This is a genomic window from Paraburkholderia sp. GAS32, from assembly GCF_050434225.1.
Taxonomy (GTDB): domain Bacteria; phylum Pseudomonadota; class Gammaproteobacteria; order Burkholderiales; family Burkholderiaceae; genus Paraburkholderia; species Paraburkholderia madseniana.
This window is the reverse complement of sequence record NZ_JBNPVS010000028.1, coordinates 45786-61987: the sequence shown is the minus strand read 5'-3', so window position 1 is coordinate 61987 and position 16202 is coordinate 45786. Positions and strand designations below refer to the sequence as shown.

Here is a 16202-nt window from a genome sequence, read left to right as displayed (position 1 = left end):
TGAAATCACCGCGTCGCGAACTGCTGGCGTAGCTTCCCAGTCCGTAGCCGATCACACATCATCCAGCCCTTTCGTTGTCCCGCTGCGAAAGCGCGCGATTCATCGCCCACGCAAGATCGGCTTGCCGAAGCGGTTTGCGCAGCACATCGGCGATGCCGGCCGCTTTCGCGTCGCGTTCCAGGGCGGCATTGCTATACCCGCTGGCAAGAATTACCGGAACGTCAGGGCGAGCCGCGCGAATGCGTGTGGCCAGTTCGAGTCCCGTGATACCCGGCATGGTCTGATCGGTGATCACCGCATCGAAGCGCTGAGGACTCGCGTTGAACGCTTGCCACGCCGCTTCGCTCGAAACGAAACCGATCGGTTCATAGCCCAGTTCCGCGAGGACTTCTTCGCCGAGAGCGACGAGCGCCTCTTCGTCATCGACGAGCAGCACCGTCTGGCCGTCGCCATGCGGCAAAGCCGCTTCGCGCTGACCAACCGATACGGCCACTGCGTCGATCACCGGCAGATAGACGTCGAAGTGCGTGCCCGCTCCGACGACACTTCGCACGTCCACCGCGCCGCTGTATTCCCGAACGATGCCCTCGACAAGTGAAAGACCCAGCCCCGTGCCTTCGCCGGCTTTGCGCGTGGTAAAGAAAGGATTGAAGATGCGTTCGAGCAGATCGGGGGAAATGCCGACACCACTGTCGCGCACCGTGAGCCGCACGAACTCGCCCGAACCGACAGCGCCGTGCGATAGCGATCGCGGAGTATCGAGGTGCTGCAGCGCCAGTTCGACGCGGAGGGTGCCGCCGTCCGGCATCGCGTGAATCGCATTGCTGCACAGGTTCATGACGACCTGGTGCATATGCGCAGGATCGCCGGCTACGAACGCATCCCGCGCATCGAGTCGAACCTCGAGTTGAACGGTTTCCGGCAGCCGCACCTTCAGGAGTTCAATGGTTTCCATGACCACCGGCTGGAGATGAACCGGCATCCGGGTGGTGATTCCGCTGCGGCTGAAAGTCAGAATTCGCTCGACGAGCGATCGTGCGCGATCGCCGGCATTCAGCACCTGCTCGATATAGCGCCGCTCCGGCGTGCCCTCCCCGATCGCATCCAGGGCGCGCTCGCCATAGCCGAGTATCGCCCCCAGGATGTTGTTGAAGTCGTGAGCGATGCCGCCCGCGAACGTGCCGAGCGCTTCGAGCTTCTGCGACTGCCGGAGCTGACTTTCCAGCTGGCGACGCGCCGCTTCGTCCTCACGGCGTTGCGTCACGTCCTCCACGGTGGCGACGACCACGTCCTCGAGTTGCGGCGATGAACGATCCGGGGACTCCGTCGAGACAGTGAGGCGGGCAACGTTCATATCGGTCCAGACCACATGCCCGTCGCGATGGAGATAGCGCTTCTCGAAACGCAAGCTGTCGTGTTCGCCGCGCATCAACTGGTCGATGAACCGTTGCGTGAGCTCGATGTCGTCGGGATGCGAGATATCCGCAGCCGTCAATTCGGCGAGTTCGGCCGCCGTATACCCGATCATGCGCTGGAATGCGGGATTGGCGCTCAGATAGTAGCCGTGCGGACGCAGCAGCATGATGCCCGCCGGCGCATTCTCGAACACGACTCGCCAGTGTTGCTGGCTGGACTGCAACTGGCGATTGACCCGGGCGAGGCGCCGAACCTGCCTGACGAGCGCGATGGCGAGCACCGCGACGAACAACGAGAGTGCAGCCGCGCCAATCAGTTCATCGATGGTCGACGTGCGCCACGTTGCAAGTGCCACCGCTTCGTCGCGGGTAACCTCAACCCTCAGTGGAAAACCGACTACCGCTCGCTGCGCTAAACGCACGTGCCGCGACGGGTGGTCCGCCGGTTGTCCTTCGAACACGACAACCGGTGTTCCGTCGATGCGCCGCAGGCGGATCGAGGTGCCGGGACCGAGATTGACCTGTTCATAGAAGTTGCGGAAATACTCGTTTTCGACCAGCGCGACCACGACGCCTCTGAACTGACCTTGTGCGTCTTCAAGCCGCCGTGCGAGAGCGAAAGTCGGTCTTCCGTCTGCGAGGCTCACAATGGGCTCGCTGATCGCCCGTGCATCGCCGTGCGCGCGCTGTAGTTGCTGGAAGTACGTTCGGCCTGTGACATTGACGGGTTTTGGCGCCGTTAGCGTTGTCGCGACCCGGTTGCCGGCCGCATCGAAAATCTCGAGTTGACGAATCTGCGGTACACCGTCGATTTCCTGACGCAGAAATGCGCGGGACTCATCGGGCGATAATTGGGTGCGCGCCGGATCGAGCGCCCACACGGAAGTACGGCCAAGGATGAATTCGACGCCCTGCAGCGAGCGCGCAGTCTGTTCCGCGAGCGCGCTCACGAGACTCGACAGCTCGTGGTCGTTGTAGGCGAGCGTGAGCCGGCGGGAGCGCATGATGTCGGTCGCCGCGCCGATCCACAGCAAAACGATCAGCAGACCGCCGCCTAGCGCGATGAGCCGGTATCTGCCCGGCCACGCGAAACTTTGTCTCGCCCGTTCCGTATCGGTCATGTCAAGCCGCCTCATCGAGGTTCATTCATGGACAACGGCGCGAGCAGCGTCTTGATTGACGCGACGAGCTCGTTGCCTCCGAACGGTTTCGCCAGTGCCTGCTCCACTCCAAGTTGCCGGATGGCCGCGTCGGCCATCGCAGGGCCGCCCCTGAAGTAACCGGAAATCGCCACGATCGATGCCTGCGGAAAACGCGCGCGCAGTGCATTGATGGTCTCCATCGAACCGGATTTCGGCACATTCAGATCGACGACGACGACCTTCGCAGAGACCGTTTCGTCAAGACGTCGCGCGTGCGCCGCATTGCACTCGAGGACGCGATATCCGGCATCCCGCAGCGACAACGCAATCAGATCGCGCATGAACGGATCGTCTTCGATTACGAGAATATCTGTTTTGGTTTCCATCGTCCCAATACCCCTTTTCAAGCGACTGCGAGGTGGCGAGGCAAGCTCGCCGCAGCACTGTATGACGTATTAAAGCGGCTGCCCGTCTCGCCACTGTTTCATTGCGCTCGCCCAAAGTTACAAATGAAACGGAGTGAAGCGACCGCCTCATTTCAATTGCAACCGAACCCGTTCATGACTGAAACCCGTAGGTAACGGCCCGTTGATGAAATGCGGTCATCGGACGTCAACGCAACGACCGAAGCCCAGGCAGGCAATACGTGCAATAGATGATCTTCCTGCAGCGCCGGACAAACCACGTCATCTGATATTTATCACGGCGCGGCCCGCAATGCGGCGACCTTGCCGAGCGGACTGCCCAATCCTGAATGCTCTAAAGGAAAGCAAATGAATCTTCGAGAAATGATGCGCTCGATGGACATGGAAGCGGCAAAGGCGCATTTGAATGTGGCAGTGTTGCTGACGTTGTCGGGCGGTTTTCTCGACGCGTTCACCTACCTGGGACACGGCAAGGTCTTCGCCAACTCGATGACCGGCAATATCGTGCTGATGGCAGTCAATCTGGCCGCCGGTGACTGGCACCAGGCGTCGAGACATGTTTCGCCGCTCGTCGGCTTTGCATGCGGAATTCTGGCGGCGCGTCTGTTGCAATTGATGACGCCACGCTGGGTCCGTCAGCCGGCCATCGCTGCACTCATATTCGAAATCGTGTTTCTAGCGGCAGCGGCGCTGAAAGGGCTGCCCGAATTCTGGTTGATACCCGGCATTTCGTTCGTCGCGACGTTGCAAACGATGTTCTTCATGCAGTCCGGAACGGTGACCTATACGTCGGTCATGACCACCGGCAATTTGCGGCGGAGCATCCAGCTATTTTTCGAATCGACGATACCGAAACGCGACCCCGCCGGCTTACGCGAGGCGGTCGTACTCGGCACGATCAGCCTCAGTTTCGCGCTCGGCGCCGTGGTGGGCGGTTTGACTACACGCCGCCTGCACGATGCGGCGTTAGGCGTGCCGGCCACTTTTCTTTTCATTGCGTTGCTCGACATTTTTCGGCGCGTCTTATCAGGCCGCTTGTCAGGCACCACAGCGGACGAGCGCGGCGCCACATCCGGGCCTCGCGGCCAGGTCTCAAACCGCGATCGAGTGTCGGGCCAAGCGCGATAGTTCATCATTCGCACCGCGCAATGCTGAATGCGCCTGCCTTTTGTCCGATCTTCATCTGGCATCTGCGAATAGCGTGGACTACGCTACTTTTTGCTATGCGACTCTAAAGCATGGCTGACCCTCGACGTCACAATTGCGCGGACTTTCGTGCGCCCTTTCCGCACGTGTCTGCCGACACCGGGCGAAAATTGACTGCCTGGTGAAGAGTTTCGCCATTCATTACATTGGCCCACGCATGGGCTTTCTCGCCTCACGCTCGGGAACAGGCGGTCGCACCGACGGCCTCTCGTTCTCTCATCGCTTGCTCGGCAAACGGCGGCAGCCGGTAACACTGCGACCGCTTTTTATTTCATTTGTTTGAATTGGGCGCCTCATCTCGCCAGGCAATAGCCCGCTGCGCGCTGTGATGTTACGTGCCTGGTTCGGTAACAAGGGGATGACCATGAAGATCAAGCATTTAGGCACTTTGTCAGCACTCGCCGTTGTACTTCTCTCGCTCAGTGGCGCCGCGCAGGCCGGCGGCGCCGGCGACCGCGGCGACCGCGGCGGCCTTTGCTCGAACGCAACGCTAAGGGGATCGTTTAGTTTTGTCGGTCACGGTGAGATACTTGGATTGAAGAAATCTGCCGATGGTACGTTTCATCCGTACGCCGCACCGTCGATCCTTGATGACGTCGCCCTGGTGACGTTCGACGGCGCAGGCGGTTTTACGCGCACCGACTTCGGGGTGATCGGCGGTCTGCCGAAAGGGGGGCAGACTACATTTAATCCGAACCAGACCGGAACCTACACGGTGAACTCCGATTGCACCGGCACGATGAAAATCGTCTATATCGCCGGTGGAGCCGTGCCGGCCGGCGTCGAGACTGATCTGAACATCGTCGTCGCTGCCGACGGGACGCTCGTCGAATCCGTTGTCTACAGGGCGGTCACTGTGGCAGGCGCCAGCATGGACGGCCAAGCAGTGTGTCCACCGGATTGCGAGCAAGGTGTGCAAGAAAGCTTTGAGGGGAAAAAGGTCCTGGTCTACGGCTTCCGTTAGTCGAGTCCCGGATGGACCACGCTCGCTAAGGCGATGGTGGTGGTGCCGCCGGCACCAATCCGTACCTTGACATGACATCGATAAGCTTTGAGCGGTCGGGCGGCCCGCCGGCGCTTACGATTGCCCCGACATCACGAAAATACTGGGCACCTATGTCGGGCGTAAGAACGATCAGCGCGCGGGCCGTGTCATTGTGCGGGTTGCTAAAGTGATGAACCGACCCGCGCGGAGTAAACATCCATTCTCCCGGTACCAGGTCTCGGACAACCCCGTCGACCGAGTACCGAAGCATGCCCTCCAGCACGTAGACGCACTCTTCGTTACGCGTGTGGCTATGTGGCGGTGGGACTTGTGAACCAGGCCCCACCGTCATTTCGAAAACACCCATCCCGCCCGTGGCAGTTCCATCGACCAGGTACTGAATGCTCAATTGACCAATGTTGATTGGTTCGATTGGAGCCGCGCCGTTCAGTGTCATTTTCGAACTCCTTTGGATTAAGGATACTCGTCAGTCCACCAGCGTTGCAGGTAAGGGGCGTGCCGCTTGCGGCGCGTCCGCCGACCAAAAGGAACGCGGTTCATCCAGGATTATGCGCCTCTCAACTGTCCGGCAGTCTCAGGGGGACGGTTCCACGCCAATTCGGCGCAGGCAGGGTGGTGGCGCTGGATGCGGGCTTTGCGTTCCTGACCGCACGCGATTCAGGTCAGTTATTTCGCCGCACGATAAAACGGCTCGATCTTACAGCGGAGACCGTGACCGTCGTGTGTGATCCGCTTTCGCGTACGGCATTGTCGAATTTTCTGCACGAAGCCGGGGTGGAGGCAGCGGCAAGGTGTTAACCGAGGGTTTCACAGGACGAAACTTTCGCTCGCATCCGCCGATAACTCGAACAGGAACCACCTGGATGGCCGCCGGACAGTCCACCGGCGCCACCAGGCGCGCCCATACACATGTCACTTCGCACGGCAGCCCTGCGCGATTTCCATTCGTTTGCACGAGGACTCAGGATGCACAAGCTCAGTTTTACGCAGAAGCTGTGGCTGCCGCTGATCATCAGCCTCATCGCGTTGCTCGCCGTCTCGGTATCGGCGGCGTGGCAGTCGCGCGAGACGCGCATCGAGGAACGTAAGCACGACCTCACGAACATCGCGCACGTCGGGCTCGGCATCGTGACGGAGTATGCGGCGCTGGCGCAAAGCGGCGCGCTGCCGGAGGCGGACGCCCGCAAGCAGGCACTCGAACGCCTGCGCGGCGTCCGCTACGGCGAAGACGGCTACTTCCTCGTGATCAACTCGAAGCCGCAGATGGTGATGCATCCGATCAAGCCGGCACTCGAAGGCAAGGATCTCGCGGGCAGCGCGGATGCCGATGGCCGCCACCATTACATGACGTTCGCGTCGGCTGCACAGGCGCCGGACGGCGGCTTTGTCGACTACGTGTTCCCGCATCCGGGCGCGGCGTCGGCGCAAGCGTTCGGCAAGATCGGCTACGTGGTGCGCTATGCGCCGTGGGACTGGATCATCGCGACCGGCGCCTATGTCGACGACATCGACGCTGCGTTCATGGCGTCGCTGTGGCTGATCGGCGCGATCTTCCTGGCGGTGTCGGCGGTGCTCGTGACGCTCGTCGCGGTGACGAATCGCAGCATCGCGCGCACGGTCGGCGGCGATCCGGCCTACGCGGCGAACGTGGCGGACGCAATCGCTTCGGGTGACCTGACGGTGGCGATTCGCACGCGCGACGGCGACACGTCGAGCCTGCTGCACGTGATGCAGCGAATGCGCGACGCGCTGACGGGCACCATCTGCCAGATCAAGCATGCATCCGACAACGTCGCGTGCGGTGCGAACGAGATCGCGAACGGCAATGCGGACCTGTCGGCGCGCACCGAGAGCCAGGCGGCCTCGTTGCAGGAAACGGCGTCGAGCATGGAGCAGATGACGGCGATGGTCCGCCAGACTGCGGACAACGCGCGCACCGCCAGCGAACTTGCGGCCGGCGCCGCGAAAATCGCGAACCGCGGCGGCGACATGATCACGCAGGCTGTCGCGGCGATGAAGGGCATTTCGAGCGAATCGGGCCGCATGGTCGAGATCATCGCAACGATCGAAGGTATCGCGTTCCAGACCAACATCCTCGCGCTGAATGCGGCGGTCGAGGCGGCACGCGCGGGTGAACAGGGCCGCGGCTTCGCAGTCGTTGCGAGCGAGGTGCGCAGCCTCGCGCAGCGTAGCGCGACCGCGGCGAAGGAAATCCGCGAGCTGATCAGTCATGCGGTGGGCAGCGTCGGCAGTGGTGCAACGCTGGTCGAAAACACCGGCTCGACGATCGACGAAGCGCGCGACGCGATCATGCGTGTGACCGGCGTCGTGCAGGAGATCGCGGCGGCCGCGGCGGAACAGAGCGCCGGCATCGACCAGGTGAATCTCGCGGTCACGCAGATGGACAGCATGACGCAGCAGAACGCGGCGCTCGTCGAGCAGGCGGCGGCCGCGGCGCAGTCGCTGAAGGAGCAGGCGATGAGCCTGCAACGCGCGGCCGCGGCCTTCCAGGTGGGCGACGCCGACGCTAGCGGCGGCACATCGTTCGCGCCGGCTTCGACGTCGCGCCGCGTGGCGTTCGCGTAAGGACGGTGGTCGTGAGCTCGCGGCGAGCTTCGTGAGGCGGACCGCAGCCTACGCGAACGCAGGCATCAAACTACCTCGTCAGTAATGCGAACGTGAGCATCGGTAATGTGGAACCCATGCTTCTCGATGTCGTCCAGACACTCTCCCGAGTCAACGCCCGGGGTCGGTTTGTCCCGGCTTAGTTCCACTGATTTGGGACGCGCGGGCACGCCATATTGACGGGCCTCTAACAATGCCGGACTCTGTTGAGTTCGCAATACGCTATCACGGTCTGCTCTTCGCAGCCGTGGGATTTTCCGGACACTGCGCCTGGCGACGGTATAGACTCGGACCTATGCAAGTTGGTTGATCTACCGCGTGGCGTTGGACCACCACGTGAGGTGCACATAGCAGGTGACCGGTGTGCCATTTGCGTTGCGACGCAACAAGGCACCTGTTTGCGGCCGGATGCGCCCAGCACTGACGGAGGCATTCAAATGTGTGATGTCGGTGGTGATGCGCAGCACGAACCCCAAGTATCGCGCCGGGATTTCCTGAAGACTGGCGCACTCGCGGCGCTCCTCCCGTGGAGCGTGGGTGCCGCCATCGCGGCCGAGCCGCCAGCACCCGGCGCATCGCCACCACCCAACTCGATCGCGCCTGCGGACGCGTTGAAGCGAATCATGGATGGCAACGCGCGCTACGCCGCCAACACGCCGAACGAGCGCGACTTTTCATCAGGTCGCGCCGCCCGTGTGCAGGGGCAGTATCCGATCGCCACGATCCTGAGCTGCGCCGATTCGCGCGTGGCGCCGGAGTTCGCGTTCGATCAGGGGCCGGGCGATCTCTTCGTTTTACGCGTCGCGGGCAACATCGTAAACCCGGATCTGCTTGCATCGCTCGAATACGGCGCCCAGTTCCTGGGGGTGCCGCTCATCATGGTGCTAGGCCATACCGGATGCGGCGCAGTCGACGCCGCAATCAAAGTGCTGAAGGCCAAGGCGGTCCTTCCGGGTCATTTGCCGGGACTCATCGCCGCGATCAAGCCGGCCGTCATCGCCGCCGAGAAGATGCAGACCGGCAACTTGCTGGACAACGCGGCCGCCGAGAACGTGCGACGGCAAATGGCTCGACTGAAGAGCTCACCGCCGATCGTCCAAAAACTTTACGAGAGCAAGAAGATCGACATTGTTGGCGGCATGTATGACCTCGCCACCGGCAAGATTGCACTCGTCTAAACGAGTGGGTTTGCCCGTGCACGGGTGCCAGCAGCCGTACGGCGGTTTTGTTTTGTTTAAGTAAAAATCTGCTTCTGGGCTATGTATACGCTGAAGATAGCCGTCCGCAGTTGGCCGAGGCCGATGCCCCCGTATGAAACGCTCGGAGGAAAAATCCATGACCAACCCGACCTATCACGCGTCCGACTTTCGACGGCAGCGCAGCGTCGGCATTGCCGGCATCGCAGTCGCGTCGCTGTTTGCCTCGGGGCTCTGGCTCGGCATCGATCTTTTGATGTCGCCCCTGCCGGGCATGGACAGCCTCGGTGCGCGGATGCTTCTGACGCTCAAATGCTGCTGTGCTGCCGTGCTGTTCTGCCTGGTGACGGGCGTCGAAGCCGTAGCGCACGAACGATTGACCTCGCCCGCATTCGATCCGCTGGCGGGCTTCGAGACACGCAGGTTGCGCATCAATCAACGATACCTGCAGAACACGGTGGAGCAGATCATCGTGTTTGCGGCATCGCTGTTCGGCTTGGCCGCCTACTGTCCCGACGGCTCGTCCATGCGCGCGGTCGTGGCGACGACCGTGGTCTGGATCGTCGCGCGGGCCGCGTTCTGGCTCGGCTACCATCGCAGCGCCGCGATGCGCGGACTCGGGGCGCCGGGCATGGCGATCAGCATGATCGTGCTGCTGTATGTAACGAGCCGGTTTGGGAGCGAGATCGCGGGGACGGTGGGCGCCATTACGCCGCTCGTTGCATTTTTCGCGATTGAGGCGGCCTTGTTTTGGGGGACGCGTCCGGTGAAAGCGGGTTGATTCAAAGGAGTCGGTCGAGCCGGCCATTTGATTCGCCGAGCCGATGGCACTCTGTTCCTGTCGCGATGCGATCTACGTAGTTTGTTTCGATGCGGATGCTGTAGGTGTTTTGAACGCATCGGGATATTCGTGACGAAACCAATCCTTCACTTGATCGTGATTAAGCGCAAAGAATTCACGCGATCGAGGGATAAGGACAAAGCCGAAAGCCAGCAAACAGGTGGCGAGACCGAAGCATGTATAGACCTTGCTTACCGCCCAATGCGTGAGCGCCGCACCTGCGATCATCGGCCCAAGAATGCCGGCGATCTGTGTGGTCATCATGCTGGCAGCGAGAATGCGCACGCGGAAATTCTGCGGGATAGCCAATGACCGATGAGTCGCGCCAACGAGCCCCATCGATGCGTTGGCGAAACCCACACAGGTAAGCGCAAGTACTAGCAAGACTGGTGAATGGGCCCAGCCCGAAGCGGCAAGTGCCAGCCCTTCGCACATAGCGGCACCCACTCGGACATTGAATCGGCCGAACCGGCTTACCAGTGCGTCAGAACCACGAAAGCTGCCGAGTAGCAAACCTATGGATAAGGCCGCTTCGCAACCACCCAGCCAGAGACCCGACAGCCCGAGTGATTGGACTTTAAGCGGGATCAGCATGCCGACTGCCGGCCCCTGGAATATCCATACGAGGAAGTTGACAAGTGTCCAGCCGCGCTCCAACGGGACGATCCATTTAGCGTGCAGTCCAGCACGCAGGTCTTCCCACCAACGGGCTAAACCGCGATGGTGGTCGCTATGCTCAGACTGGGATGGAAGCTGCGAAGTCACGTAGGCAGCGACGCCAAGCAGAATACCGTTCATCCAGAATGTTGCAGCGATACCGCCCAAGGCGAGTGTTGCTCCAGCCAGTGCCGGTCCCAAGGCACGACCAGCCGCTTGCGTCGACTTACGAAGACGAAGCGCCGCGGCCAAACGATTCGCCGGAACAAGTTCAGCCGAAATGGTGGAGCTGGCCGGATCGATGAAAGCTTTCGCTATTACGGTGGCCACGCCTATGCAGACGATGAGCATAAGTCGGTAGTCGGACAGCGAGGCGAGCGTAGCGAGGGTAAAGGCAACGACCATCAAAGCGCAGACACCCCATACAATCTGCGGTCTCTTGGCGTATCGGTCCCCAAGCGGCGAAAGCAGCGGCATTGCAAAAATCGTGGTGATGGCAATGCTTACGCTGTAGATCGCAAGGTCATGTGCACCGCCCCGATGAACGATCCACCAAGGGAGCGTGATATAGCCAACCATGTCTGCCAGGATCGTCAGAAGATCGCTGAGAAGCAGACTGGCAAGAGCGGGGGCGATTGCGTCTATACGAGATTTGATTCGCCGAAACACCGCTTTCTCCCCTGTTGAGTTCGATGATGCTACCTCAACATTTTCCACGTTGTTTAGATCAACGTTTCCAGACGTTGGTGTTTCACTAGTGGGACGATGAATGTTTCCGTTGTGATAGTGAGGAGCGACAGCAAACGACCATGTCCCGGTTGTGGACCGCTGCTTTCCGGGCCCGACGGCGAGGGATCAGGTACGCGACAGCCTCCCTGCTCCGGCGGTCTTTCAGCCGTCGGTCGAGACCGTAACAGACTCCCAGTCACGGATCTCATTTCCCAACGCGGACAACTTGTCCCTCACGAGCCCGAGTGCATCGCTACCGAGCAAAAGATGCGCGGGAGGGCGGTCCGCTGCGATTGCGGCGAGCATCGCGCGTGCCGCCTTTTGGGGATCTCCCAATTGCTTGCCGTTCTTCTCCTCACGCGCTTTGCGGATGGGCTCGAAGATAGCGTCGTAGTCCGCAATCGAACGGGGCGTTCGCGTCATCGAGCGACCCGCCCAGTCGGTGCGGAACGAGCCTGGCGCGACGGCTGTTACAGCGATGCCGAAAGGCTTGACCTCTTTGCCAAGCGCCTCAGAGATACCCTCCAGCGCGAATTTGCTTCCGCAGTAGTAGGTGATTCCGGGCATGGTGATATGGCCGCCCATCGACGTGATATTCAGAATGTGGCCACGCCTGCGCTTACGCATGAAGGGCAGGACGGCTTTCATCATGGCAACAGCGCCAAACACATTCACATCGAACTGTCTGCGCATCTCGGACAAAGGCGATTCTTCCATGATGCCTTCGTGCCCGTAGCCGGCATTGTTGACCAGAACGTCCACGGGTCCGACGCTCGCTTCAATTTCCGCCACGATGCCCTCGATGGCATCGAAGTCAGTCACGTCAAGTACACGTCCAAAAGCAGCGTTCGCGGACAGAGACTCGAAATCACGCTTTGCCTGCGCACTTCTCACAGTCCCGACGACTTTATGTCCCGCCGCTAACGCCTCTCCTGCGAGCGCACGGCCGAAGCCGCTGCTGACGCCAGTGATGAGCAGAATTTTGCTGAATGCCACTGAAGCTTCTCCCGAATGGTGTCTGGAGAATGCATACTAGTCTGAACGAATGGGCTAGCTAAGCCATATTCCGCTATTTTTCTTGCCTAAAGCTATGAGTACGAAGCGGGCCTCCACTCACAATCCGGATCTTTCCTCGGGAACCCAGAAACGCGTGATTGCGTTGCTCCGCGCGTTGGCGCCCGAGGAGGGCTACAACCTCACGGCGCTGCCGAGCGTCCGCATCTTGCGTTCAAACCGGCCCCTGTCACGCACGCCGGTTCTTTACGACCCCGGCATCGTGATCGTTTGTCAGGGCCGCAAGCGAGGTTATTTCGGCGACCAGCTCTATCTGTACGACGAGCATCACTACCTGGTCGTGTCCATGCCTGTTCCGTTCAGCATGGAAACCGAGGCAACCCAGGAGCGCCCGCTGCTCGCGCTGTACCTTCACCTCGATTTCACATTGGCCGCTGAACTGGCCGTACAGATCGATCGTGAAGGCGCCAAGGAACACGTGCAGGCGCCTCAAAGCATGATGTCGACGCCGATGGATGACGCGATGCAAGCGTCCGTGTTGCGCTTCCTTGAGGCGATGCATCGGCCACTCGAAGCCGCTGTATTAGGCCCGGGCCTGCTGCGCGAACTTTATTTCCGTGTGCTCACCGGACAGCAAGGAAGCTCGATGCGCGAGGCTTTGGCGATGAGAGGGCAGTTCGGCCGGATAGGCAGATCGCTACGCCTCATCCATGCCGGCTACGCGCAGTCGCTGGACGTGATGCAGTTGGCAGAGGAAGCGGGAATGAGCGTTCCGAGCTTCCACAGCCACTTCAAGGCAATTACTCACGTTTCGCCGATGCAGTACGTGAAGTCAACGCGTTTGCATCAGGCTCGCCTGTTGATGGTCCGCGAGGATTTGACTGCGGAGGCCGCGAGCCACGCCGTCGGTTACACGAGCGCGTCCCAGTTCAGCAGAGAGTTCAAACGGCTTTTTGGCTTGACGCCAGCGGCGGAGACGAAGCGTATGCGCGAGAGCTTCGCCATTCCGGCAGCGTTCGGCGATGCGACGTACGTTTCGTCACACTGAGTTTGGCACGCTTCGTTTTCATAGTCCGATCGCCGCTGCGGCCTCCACTACCGGTGTTGGCCGCTCTCGGCTCCAGGAACGCTCGATAGAGCTGGGACTTGCGCCGTCTGCGCAAGTGACATTTCTCAGGGGATCAGACTCGCAACGTCGTCCCACGCGAAGACGATGTTTTGCGATCGCCAGACCGGTCCCGGATCGATGTACTCGCCTGCTGGCCGGCCATTTAGCGCCTCGTAAAAGGCGATTGCGGGTTCGTTTCCCTTGACGACGCTTAAAGCGGCTCCTTGATAGTGCATTTCTCTCAAATGAATCGCGAGTTGTGTAAGCAACTCGCGGCCGATGCCGCGGCGCTTGAAGTCGGGATCGACATAAAGGAATTTGATCTCGCCGCGGCCGTCAAATATCGATTCTGAAGGCTCCCCAGCGGCTCCGATTCCAACGGTTCTACTGTCAATCTCAGCAATGAGCACGACCTGGCTGCTGTCATTCGAAGACAGTTTTTCCTTCCACTGCTCGCCACGATATTGCTCGTTGAGGATGGCATATGCTTCCGCTGGCGCAAGATCCTTGTAGGTGTGCCTCCAGACCTTCACGTGAAAATCGGCGATCATTTGAGCATCGTCGATATTTGCGGACCTGATGGATATTCCAGTCATTTAAGGCTCTTTCGGATGCAGAATTGCGCCGGTGGGCGCGGGTGCGAGTAAGAGATTGTCAGCGATCTGAGCGGCGATGTCGAACGACCGGTTGTGGCCGCACCCGGTCCGACGCAAACGTAAGGGGTCGCCGCGCGCAGTATCTATGCGAGTGGCACAAGGCGACCCGATGCAGTCGTTGGCTATTCCGTTGGTTGATGGCTCCTATCTGATCCAAAGCAGCCTTTGATTAACTGGAGAAAATATTGCTGTCGACGAGCCACCACCGTGGACACGTTCGCATGGCAATTACGCAGTCATCACGATGAGACCCTCTTCTCGCAAATCCTTTCCGAGAGACTTGTTGTTCCCCTTATGGATCAAATTCAGCCCTCACGGTGAAGTGAACCCCTGATGCTGGACCGGAAGACGGCAGCAAAGTGATACGCTTGTTGGCCCTTCAAGGGAAAAGATAATAGAAACGTCCAGTTTCCGGTTCCGAACCGCTCGCATTTCGAGGCGACACATACCTACATCGTGCGCCACGGCGACCAACCGAGCTACCGCGAAATCGTCGCCACGGCTTCGACTTCGGCAAGTACTCCGGGAAGGAACAGCGCGCTGACTCCGAGTAGCGTGCTAGCGGGCGGGCGTTCCATATTGACGTAGCGTCCCCGGACTGATCGGATTGTCGGCAGCATCGATTGATCGTAGTCGACCACATAGATGGTTAGACGCACCACATGCTCAAACGTCGCGCCGGCTTCGTGCAAAACGGTCTGTAGATTCTTGAACGCCTCGTTGAGTTGAGTCTCGAGATCACTGCCGATAACCCCTTCAGCTCCGTATGCCACTTGCCCGGAAATGAACAGCAGGTTATCGCCGGAAACAAGCATGGCCTGCGAGGTCTGGGGAATCGATTGTCCAGCCGGGTTAATGGCTCGCATCATGGGCTCGTCTGTATGAGGCTCAAAGGTCGAGCGTTGTTGCATTCATGAGTAATACGTTATAGCCGACTCCATTCGCGGAGCAGGAAGACTTAGCCTCGTTCGTCCTGACCACCCTTCTGCTCCGCTCACTCTCCACGCTACGCTGGATTCTCAATCCCCGGGGAACCAGGAAATGCTTCAACCTGCGTAAAGAACGCGAGCCAATCCTCCAGATGGTACGTGCGCGCAACCCGTCCGTCGCGAAGCTCGTGAAATTCGTGCAACGCAATGTTGAACCTGGCCTGTTTGCCCTCCACACCAAAAAGCGGGCCCACATGGACGCCACTCATTCGCGCGCGCACACCTACGCGATCGCCATCGACCAGCACGTCGTCGACGATGACCTCGAGGGAGTCGAATGCGTTTGACAGCATCGCGAACACCGGACCGACTCCATCGGGTCCAGGGGTCTGCGTCGGCGCGAGTGGAAGATCCTGCCAGTCTTCGGTCACTACTGCCCTGAGCGCGTCGACATCCTGTTTTTCAAAGGCAGCGTAAAACTGCTGCATTAACTGCGAAACGTTACTGGAAGCCATGTTGTTCACCATGCCGCCGGAGCGGATTCACGAAAAAATTGACCGGTAGGACCATCGTCGGGAAGCAGCGCCGCATGTATCACCGCAGTTGCCCCCTCCTCGACAGACAACGGTGCATCCGGGCCGCCTTGCGCGGTTCGCACATGACCCGGTGAGGCCGCATTGACCAGAATGCGTTCGCTGTGCAATGCATCCGCGAGTTTCACCGTGAGCATGTTCAGCGCCGCACGAGAGATGCTGTAACCCGGTGCCCCCGGGTAATGCAGGCTCAACGAGCCCATATCGCTGGAGACGTTAACGATACGGCCGCGGCCGTTTCGATCGATCAGCGGCAGCAACGCTGTCGTGATTCGCCACGTACCGATTACGTTGGTCCTGAATGCAATCTCCGCAGCCACCAGGTCCGGCGCAAGCACATCGTTCGCGAAATCGAAGTGCGCTCCGGCGTTATTCACAAGCACATCGATCGTTCCGAAGCTGTCCTTCAGCCAGCGGGCGAACTGGGCAACCGACTCTTCGTCAATAATTTCAACGGGGTATCCAGATACGCTTGCCCCATCTTTCGAAAGAGCTCGCGCAACCTGCTCGGCTTCATCCGCGCGACGCCCGGTAATCACCACGGTAAAACCGCGTGCAACGAATTCACGCGCCAGGGCGTCTCCTATGCCGCGTGTACCGCCCGTGACTACCGCAACCTTTGCCCTTACACCATTGCCTGCTATTTCATTCGACATCTTT

Annotated in this window: 15 protein-coding genes; 6 read left to right on the top strand and 9 right to left on the bottom strand. The window is 60.2% G+C overall.

Features of this window, described 5'->3' with window-relative positions; genetic code table 11:
* Positions 1-58 precede the first annotated feature (58 nt).
* Together P3T25_RS29280 and P3T25_RS29275 are read right to left on the bottom strand one after the other, a co-directional pair.
* Positions 59-2536, bottom strand: coding sequence for an ATP-binding protein (locus P3T25_RS29280; RefSeq protein WP_429360325.1), 2478 nt, complete (start codon positions 2534-2536; stop codon positions 59-61).
* Positions 2537-2547: 11 nt separating this feature from the next.
* On the bottom strand, positions 2548-2943 hold the full coding sequence (locus tag P3T25_RS29275; protein WP_171929396.1) for a response regulator: 396 nt from the start codon (positions 2941-2943) through the stop codon (positions 2548-2550).
* 387 nt (positions 2944-3330) lie between these two features.
* On the opposite strand from P3T25_RS29275, the gene P3T25_RS29270 reads away from it, so the two are divergent.
* Positions 3331-4110, top strand: a complete 780-nt coding sequence (locus P3T25_RS29270; RefSeq protein ID WP_233469127.1) for a YoaK family protein — start codon at positions 3331-3333, stop codon at positions 4108-4110.
* Between the two features lie 442 nt (positions 4111-4552).
* Positions 4553-5152, top strand: a complete 600-nt coding sequence (locus P3T25_RS29265) for a hypothetical protein (protein ID WP_429360322.1) — start codon at positions 4553-4555, stop codon at positions 5150-5152.
* A 25-nt stretch (positions 5153-5177) separates the two neighbouring features.
* Here P3T25_RS29265 and P3T25_RS29260 read toward each other — a convergent pair whose 3' ends face one another.
* Positions 5178-5630: a cupin domain-containing protein gene (locus P3T25_RS29260; RefSeq protein WP_429360320.1), complete on the bottom strand. Its 453-nt coding sequence runs from the start codon at positions 5628-5630 to the stop codon at positions 5178-5180.
* A 530-nt stretch (positions 5631-6160) separates the two neighbouring features.
* Here P3T25_RS29260 and P3T25_RS29255 point away from each other — a divergent pair.
* From P3T25_RS29255 to P3T25_RS29245, 3 genes are all read left to right on the top strand, one after another.
* Entirely contained in the window at positions 6161-7780 is a 1620-nt protein-coding gene (locus P3T25_RS29255; protein ID WP_429360318.1) for a methyl-accepting chemotaxis protein, read from the top strand.
* A 662-nt stretch (positions 7781-8442) separates the two neighbouring features.
* Positions 8443-8997, top strand: coding sequence for a carbonic anhydrase (locus P3T25_RS29250; protein ID WP_429360316.1), 555 nt, complete (start codon positions 8443-8445; stop codon positions 8995-8997).
* Positions 8998-9154: 157 nt separating this feature from the next.
* Positions 9155-9796 carry an MAPEG family protein gene (locus P3T25_RS29245; RefSeq protein WP_429360314.1) on the top strand — a complete coding sequence of 214 codons (642 nt, stop codon included), beginning with the start codon at positions 9155-9157 and terminating at the stop codon, positions 9794-9796.
* A gap of 72 nt (positions 9797-9868) precedes the next feature.
* Here P3T25_RS29245 and P3T25_RS29240 read toward each other — a convergent pair whose 3' ends face one another.
* Together P3T25_RS29240 and P3T25_RS29235 are read right to left on the bottom strand one after the other, a co-directional pair.
* Positions 9869-11182, bottom strand: a complete 1314-nt coding sequence (locus tag P3T25_RS29240; RefSeq protein ID WP_429360312.1) for an MFS transporter — start codon at positions 11180-11182, stop codon at positions 9869-9871.
* A 222-nt stretch (positions 11183-11404) separates the two neighbouring features.
* Positions 11405-12238, bottom strand: a complete 834-nt coding sequence (locus tag P3T25_RS29235) for an oxidoreductase (protein WP_429360310.1) — start codon at positions 12236-12238, stop codon at positions 11405-11407.
* A gap of 94 nt (positions 12239-12332) precedes the next feature.
* On the opposite strand from P3T25_RS29235, the gene P3T25_RS29230 reads away from it, so the two are divergent.
* Positions 12333-13304 (top strand): AraC family transcriptional regulator N-terminal domain-containing protein, encoded by a 972-nt coding sequence (locus tag P3T25_RS29230; protein ID WP_429360308.1) that lies wholly within the window; start codon positions 12333-12335, stop codon positions 13302-13304.
* 125 nt (positions 13305-13429) lie between these two features.
* Here the strand turns inward: P3T25_RS29230 and P3T25_RS29225 are convergent, their stop codons facing one another.
* From P3T25_RS29225 to P3T25_RS29210, 4 genes are all read right to left on the bottom strand, one after another.
* Positions 13430-13915 carry an N-acetyltransferase family protein gene (locus P3T25_RS29225; protein ID WP_429360306.1) on the bottom strand — a complete coding sequence of 162 codons (486 nt, stop codon included), beginning with the start codon at positions 13913-13915 and terminating at the stop codon, positions 13430-13432.
* Positions 13916-14499: 584 nt separating this feature from the next.
* Positions 14500-14931 carry a RidA family protein gene (locus P3T25_RS29220; RefSeq protein ID WP_429360304.1) on the bottom strand — a complete coding sequence of 144 codons (432 nt, stop codon included), beginning with the start codon at positions 14929-14931 and terminating at the stop codon, positions 14500-14502.
* Between the two features lie 95 nt (positions 14932-15026).
* Positions 15027-15476, bottom strand: coding sequence for an ester cyclase (locus P3T25_RS29215; RefSeq protein WP_266259844.1), 450 nt, complete (start codon positions 15474-15476; stop codon positions 15027-15029).
* On the bottom strand, positions 15470-16198 hold the full coding sequence (locus P3T25_RS29210) for an SDR family NAD(P)-dependent oxidoreductase (RefSeq protein ID WP_429360301.1): 729 nt from the start codon (positions 16196-16198) through the stop codon (positions 15470-15472). Before P3T25_RS29210 ends, P3T25_RS29215 begins: the two co-directional genes overlap by 7 nt.
* Positions 16199-16202 lie beyond the last annotated feature (4 nt).

Excerpts from the sequence above, each read along its gene's own strand:
- P3T25_RS29280 (WP_429360325.1), bottom strand. The coding sequence starts at position 2,536 with ATGACCGATACGGAACGGGCGAGACAAAGTTTCGCGTGGCCGGGCAGA.
- P3T25_RS29275 (WP_171929396.1), bottom strand. The coding sequence starts at position 2,943 with ATGGAAACCAAAACAGATATTCTCGTAATCGAAGACGATCCGTTCATG.
- P3T25_RS29270 (WP_233469127.1), top strand. The coding sequence starts at position 3,331 with ATGAATCTTCGAGAAATGATGCGCTCGATGGACATGGAAGCGGCAAAG.
- P3T25_RS29265 (WP_429360322.1), top strand. The coding sequence starts at position 4,553 with ATGAAGATCAAGCATTTAGGCACTTTGTCAGCACTCGCCGTTGTACTT.
- P3T25_RS29260 (WP_429360320.1), bottom strand. The coding sequence starts at position 5,630 with ATGACACTGAACGGCGCGGCTCCAATCGAACCAATCAACATTGGTCAA.
- P3T25_RS29255 (WP_429360318.1), top strand. The coding sequence starts at position 6,161 with ATGCACAAGCTCAGTTTTACGCAGAAGCTGTGGCTGCCGCTGATCATC.
- P3T25_RS29250 (WP_429360316.1), top strand. The coding sequence starts at position 8,443 with ATGGATGGCAACGCGCGCTACGCCGCCAACACGCCGAACGAGCGCGAC.
- P3T25_RS29245 (WP_429360314.1), top strand. The coding sequence starts at position 9,155 with ATGACCAACCCGACCTATCACGCGTCCGACTTTCGACGGCAGCGCAGC.
- P3T25_RS29230 (WP_429360308.1), top strand. The coding sequence starts at position 12,333 with ATGAGTACGAAGCGGGCCTCCACTCACAATCCGGATCTTTCCTCGGGA.
- P3T25_RS29225 (WP_429360306.1), bottom strand. The coding sequence starts at position 13,915 with ATGATCGCCGATTTTCACGTGAAGGTCTGGAGGCACACCTACAAGGAT.
- P3T25_RS29220 (WP_429360304.1), bottom strand. The coding sequence starts at position 14,931 with ATGCAACAACGCTCGACCTTTGAGCCTCATACAGACGAGCCCATGATG.
- P3T25_RS29215 (WP_266259844.1), bottom strand. The coding sequence starts at position 15,476 with ATGGTGAACAACATGGCTTCCAGTAACGTTTCGCAGTTAATGCAGCAG.
- P3T25_RS29210 (WP_429360301.1), bottom strand. The coding sequence starts at position 16,198 with ATGTCGAATGAAATAGCAGGCAATGGTGTAAGGGCAAAGGTTGCGGTA.